Annotated in this window: 5 protein-coding genes; 1 reads left to right on the top strand and 4 read right to left on the bottom strand. The window is 71.6% G+C overall.

The features are described 5' to 3' along the window. Nucleotides 1–222: 222 nt before the first annotated feature. The 3 genes from ACIQK6_RS43050 to ACIQK6_RS43040 form a co-directional block, all read right to left on the bottom strand. Nucleotides 223–1,194, bottom strand: coding sequence for a ParB/RepB/Spo0J family partition protein (locus ACIQK6_RS43050; RefSeq protein WP_402697819.1), 972 nt, complete (start codon nucleotides 1,192–1,194; stop codon nucleotides 223–225). A 203-nt stretch (nucleotides 1,195–1,397) separates the two neighbouring features. Then, complete coding sequence (gene galU / locus ACIQK6_RS43045; RefSeq protein WP_329104697.1) at nucleotides 1,398–2,303, bottom strand: UTP--glucose-1-phosphate uridylyltransferase GalU; 906 nt, start codon at nucleotides 2,301–2,303, stop codon at nucleotides 1,398–1,400. Between the two features lie 57 nt (nucleotides 2,304–2,360). After that, complete coding sequence (locus ACIQK6_RS43040) at nucleotides 2,361–2,918, bottom strand: TetR family transcriptional regulator (RefSeq protein WP_402697818.1); 558 nt, start codon at nucleotides 2,916–2,918, stop codon at nucleotides 2,361–2,363. A 352-nt stretch (nucleotides 2,919–3,270) separates the two neighbouring features. On the opposite strand from ACIQK6_RS43040, the gene ACIQK6_RS43035 reads away from it, so the two are divergent. Beyond that, nucleotides 3,271–4,464: a transposase gene (locus tag ACIQK6_RS43035; protein ID WP_329104693.1), complete on the top strand. Its 1,194-nt coding sequence runs from the start codon at nucleotides 3,271–3,273 to the stop codon at nucleotides 4,462–4,464. Nucleotides 4,465–4,643: 179 nt separating this feature from the next. Here ACIQK6_RS43035 and ACIQK6_RS43030 read toward each other — a convergent pair. After that, the coding region (locus tag ACIQK6_RS43030; protein WP_384845044.1) for a hypothetical protein at nucleotides 4,644–4,738 on the bottom strand (95 nt) is incomplete at its 5' end.

Genomic DNA, 4,738 nt, shown 5'->3' with positions numbered 1-4,738 from the left:
TTCAAAATCGAGAAATCAACCGCCAGCATGAACTGCGCCACCAGCAGCACCACCAGCACCAACTTCAGACGCCCGTCCAAACGAACGGGCCCCTCGGCTCCTCCCCCCTCCCCTGAACCCGCGTCAACACGCGCTCCCTCGACAACCGACATCGCCATACGTCCTTTCGATCACAACTGGGGCCTTCCGACGCGAAGGCCGGTACTCGCCGGGGAAGCCGGCTCAGGCAGGGGTGTGCGCCGAGGCACGGCGCCGGAGTTCTTCGGACAGTTCCTGCCAGTCCCGTGCGCACTGGGCGGCCGCGTCGGCCGCCGTCTCCACGCGGTACGGGGGTATTGCGGCGACGATCCGCTCCCACTGGCGCAATCCGCTCACCTGGAGGTCGAGCATGCGGAGCAGGAGCCTGCCCGCCTCGCTCAGCCTGAGCAGGGGGTCCTTGCACAGGCTGGTGACCAGTGCGGGCAGTGGCTGCCCCCGGACCCGCGCGGGGACCGGTGGTGGTGCGGGGGGCGGAGCGTTGCCGGAGCGCCGCTGCGCCGCCGGTACGGGATCCGCGCCCGCCCCGATCCGGCGCCGTACGTCCCGCACGGTCGAGGGCGCGATGCCCGCCTCCCGCGCGATCTGTCGCAGCGACGCCGTGGGGCGGCCGGCCAGCAGCCGGGCCGCGGCCTCCCGGCCGCGGACCGGGTCGGCCGGCCGGACGCGGCCGTCCTGGCCGACGCGGCCCGGCGGGGCGGGCCCCGGAACCTCACGGCGTCGTAGTGCCCCGACGGTCTTGCCCGCCAGCCCGGTCCGCCGCGCGATGCCGCGGTCGGACCAGTCGGGGTGGGACCGCAGGATCCGTAACGCCGCAGCGGTCCGTTCCGCGTGGGTCAGCGGGAGCCCGTGACTGATGTTGGCCTCGACCGAGAGCACGAACGCGTCCTCGGCGCTGCCATCGAAGTACGTCACCGGCACCGTGTCCCGCCCGCGCAGTACGGCGGCCCGCAACCGGTGCGTGCCGTCGATGATCCGCATGGTGGGGCGGTGCACGAGCAGCGGCGGCAGCGTCCGGCCGGAGTGGGCGAGGGCCTGTGCATGGCTCTCGTCCACCTTGAGGGTGCGGGGGGAATCCGCGGCGAGCAGTGCGCCGACCGGTACCTCGGTCGCGACGTCGGGGGGTTGCGTCGCGTACCGCGGGTTCGGCTCGTCCATGAAGTTCACCTCCTTCCGTGCACTCGGTGCTTCGGGTGCCGCTCCGTTGGGCGGGGCGGCGACCCCGGAGAAGAAATTACGTAATTACCGTTCGGTAACCAATTGGGAGGCCGAACACCGCTGAGATTTGGGCAAGTTGGCGCGGGAGTGCCGGGTGGGGTGGGCGACCGCGGAAGTTCCCCGGTCGCCCACCGAGCGGCCCTTCAGACCCCCACGAGCTCCTCCGACCGCACGAACTCCCTTAGCCAGGAGAGGAATTCAGGTCCGAGGTCGGGGCGCTCGCACGCGAGCCTGACCGTCGCGCGCAGGTACTCCGCGCGGTCCCCGGTGTCGTAGCGCCGGCCGGAGAAGACGACGCCGTGCACCGGGCGTCCGGCATGGACCAGCGTGCGCAGCGCGTCCGTGAGCTGGATTTCGCCGCCGCGCCCCGGGGCGGTGTCCCGCAGGACCTCGAAGATCTCGGGATCGAGGAGGTAGCGGCCGATGACGGCCAGGTTGCTGGGCGCGGTACCGGGCTCCGGCTTCTCCACCAGCTCGGTGATGCGGACGCCGTCACCACCGGCCGGCCGGTCCACCGCGGCGCATCCGTACAGGTGGATAGCCTGCGGATCCACTTCCATGAGGGCCACGACACTGCCGCCGAGCCGCTCCCGCACCTCGGCCATGCGGGCGAGCAGGGGGTCGCGGGGGTCGATCAGGTCGTCGGCCAGGAGGACGGCGAAGGGCTCCCGGCCGACGTGGGGCGCGGCGCACAGGACGGCGTGCCCGAGGCCCTTGGGGTCCCGCTGGCGCACGTAGTGGATGTCGGCGAGTTCGGTGGAGGCGCAGACGCTCCTGAGTTTGTCCTGATCGCCCCGGCGCTGGAGGGACTCCTCCAGCTCGTAGTTGCGGTCGAAGTGGTCTTCCAGCGGCCGCTTGTTGCGGCCGGTGACCATGAGGATGTCGGACATCCCCGCCGCCACGGCCTCTTCCACCACGTACTGGATGGCCGGCTTGTCGACCACCGGAAGCATTTCCTTCGGGGTGGCCTTGGTCAGCGGGAGGAATCGCGTGCCGAGTCCCGCGGCGGGGATGACTGCTTTGGTTATCCGGTGAGGTGTGGAATTCATGCCATCGACGCTAGGGCGCAGCGCGCTCCACTGGCTTGAATTACCCTGCTTCTCCTCCTACTTGGGCATTTCCGGGTCCGCGCCGGCCGCGATGCCCCGCCGGATGAGCCGCCACAGCTCCCGGAGCTCACCGGTCACCGCGCCGGGGCACTCGCCCCGGCCCCGGCGCACCCGGGTGACGACGCCACCCACCAGGTGCGCCGTGAGGAGGGTGACCGGGCGCGGGTCGACCTCGGGGTCCAACTGACCTTGCTCGGCGGCCTGCTCGAGCAGCTCCTTGACGTCAGGGAGCCAGCAGCCGCACCAGTCCGGTCCGGCGCCCACCCGCTCCTCGGTCAGCCGCGCCGCGGCGCGCACGGCCGCGTCCGTCTCGATCAGCCGGCCGAGAGCGAGGACGAGCGCGGAAACGGTGTCCAACGCCGGGCCGCCACGGGCCGTCACCCCCTCGACCACCCTGCGGGTGGCCGCGCGTCCCGAATCCTCGACTGCGGAAGCCAACTCCCCCTTCGCTGCGAAATGAAAGGTGAGCGCTCCGATCGAAATTCCGGCGGAGCGGCTCAACAGGGAAAGGGAGGTCCCGTCGTACCCATTGCGGTCGAATTCAACGGCTGCCACCGAGATCAGATGGTTTCGGGTGCGTACGCCGCGCTCTTGCTTCACCACTGCGCTATCACTGCCATCCAGGTCGTTCCTCACACACCACCCCGCCCCGCACGGAGATGGCGACCTCCAGCGTCGCCCCGGCGGCGACCGCCGACAACGCCGACTTGACGAAGAAGCGCCCGTGCCCCGACTCCCCCGGAGGGCGGCCCGGCACGGCTGCGGCAGGGGTGCCGCAGGCCTCCGGGTCCAACGTGCCGAAGTAGTGGGCGGGGCGCCATAGGTTCGCTAGAAAAAAACGAACGTTCTGTATTCTATGGGGAGTGCCGACGGTGCACGCCGACGTCCGCAGTGGAGGCGGAGACAGATGACGACACGGGAAAGAACCAGAGCCCTGGCAGCCGGTGACACCGCCCTGGCCGACTTCACGGAACGCCTCTTCGGTCACTTACCGAGAGCCGACCAGCGGCGCTGGGCCCGGGTCTACCTCCAGGGACTGCTCACCACCCCGGGGAAGAAGTCCGTACGCAGGCTCGCGGCGTCCGTCACCGAGTCCCCCACCGCCTCCCAGTCCCTCCAGCAGTTCATCAACGCGAGCCCCTGGGACTGGAATCCGGCCCGCACCGAACTGCTCCGGTGGGTGGAGGAGCAGAACCCCGTGCGGGCCTGGGCGATCGAGCAGGTGTGCTTCCCCAAACGCGGTGAGCACTCGGTCGGCGTGCACCGCCGCTTCGACCCGGCCGCCGGACGCATCGTCAACTGCCAGTTGGGCTTCTGCCTCTTCCTCTCCCTGGACGGCATGAACGTGCCCGTCGACTGGCGGCTGGCCCTTCCCGAGGCCTGGGTGACGGATCCCGTCCTGCGCCGCCGGGCACGCATCTCCCCCGGGGTCGTCCACCAGGCTCCGGAGGCCCTCGTACTGGAGCTCGTCGACTCGATAGCCGCCCGCACCTCGTCGGCGCATCCCCCCGTGGTCGCCGACCTGAGCCGCCTCGGCGGCGCCGCCGCGCTCATCGGCGTGCTCAGCCGCCGCGGGCACGACTTCCTGGTGTCCGTACCGCCCACCCTCACGGTCCGCACGGCCGCCCTGGCGCAGGGCGGCGATCGCGCGCGCACGCCCGGGCGCAGCGGGACCACCGCTGGCGACTTCGCCCGGCTGGGCAACACCAGCCACCCGTACACCCCGCCGTCCGCCGGCCCCGATGCGCTTCCGCAGCGGCAGCGCATCCACTCGGCACTGGTCCGGTTGCCGGAGGGGGAATCGGCAGGGCGCGGTGCCCAGCAGATCTACCGGCTGTTCGGCGAACGGCGGCCGGACCGGCGGGGCGGTGGGCCCGTCTGGCTCACCAACATGAACCGCCACCGGATGGACGACCTGCTGCACCTGGTACGGCGATCGGCCCGGTCCAGCGCGGTGCTCGGCTCGCTGGCCGACGAATTCGGGCTCCTCGACTTCGAGGGGCGGTCCTTCCCGGGTTGGCACCATCACATGACGCTGATGTCAGCGGCGTACGCGTACGCAGTGCGGGAGCGCGAGGAGCGGGGACGGCGCTCCGCCTGAGCGAAGCGGCTCCGGCGGGCCCGCGGCTCCGGGCTCCGGGCTCCGGGCTCCGGGCTCCGGGCTCCGGGCTCCGGGCTCCGGGCTCCGGGCTCCGCCGGGACCGTCCCCCAGCTATCGCTGGGGCCCTGCTCAATCGCCGGCGGGGCTTGATGGGGCGGAGCCCGGCCTGAAGCGGCGGCTCAGGCGCGGATGAGGGCGAGGGCCTCGTCGCGGACCTTGGCCAGGGTGGCCTCGTCACGGGCCTCCACGTTCAACCGCAGCAACGGTTCGGTGT

The sequence above is a fragment of the Streptomyces sp. NPDC091682 genome (assembly GCF_044756625.1).
GTDB lineage: Bacteria > Actinomycetota > Actinomycetes > Streptomycetales > Streptomycetaceae > Streptomyces.
This window is presented reverse-complemented; position numbering and strand designations above follow the sequence as displayed.

Bases quoted from the DNA above. Each gene is read 5' to 3' on its own strand.
- ACIQK6_RS43050 (WP_402697819.1), bottom strand. From the start codon at position 1,194: ATGGACGAGCCGAACCCGCGGTACGCGACGCAACCCCCCGACGTCGCG.
- galU (WP_329104697.1), bottom strand. From the start codon at position 2,303: ATGAATTCCACACCTCACCGGATAACCAAAGCAGTCATCCCCGCCGCG.
- ACIQK6_RS43035 (WP_329104693.1), top strand. From the start codon at position 3,271: ATGACGACACGGGAAAGAACCAGAGCCCTGGCAGCCGGTGACACCGCC.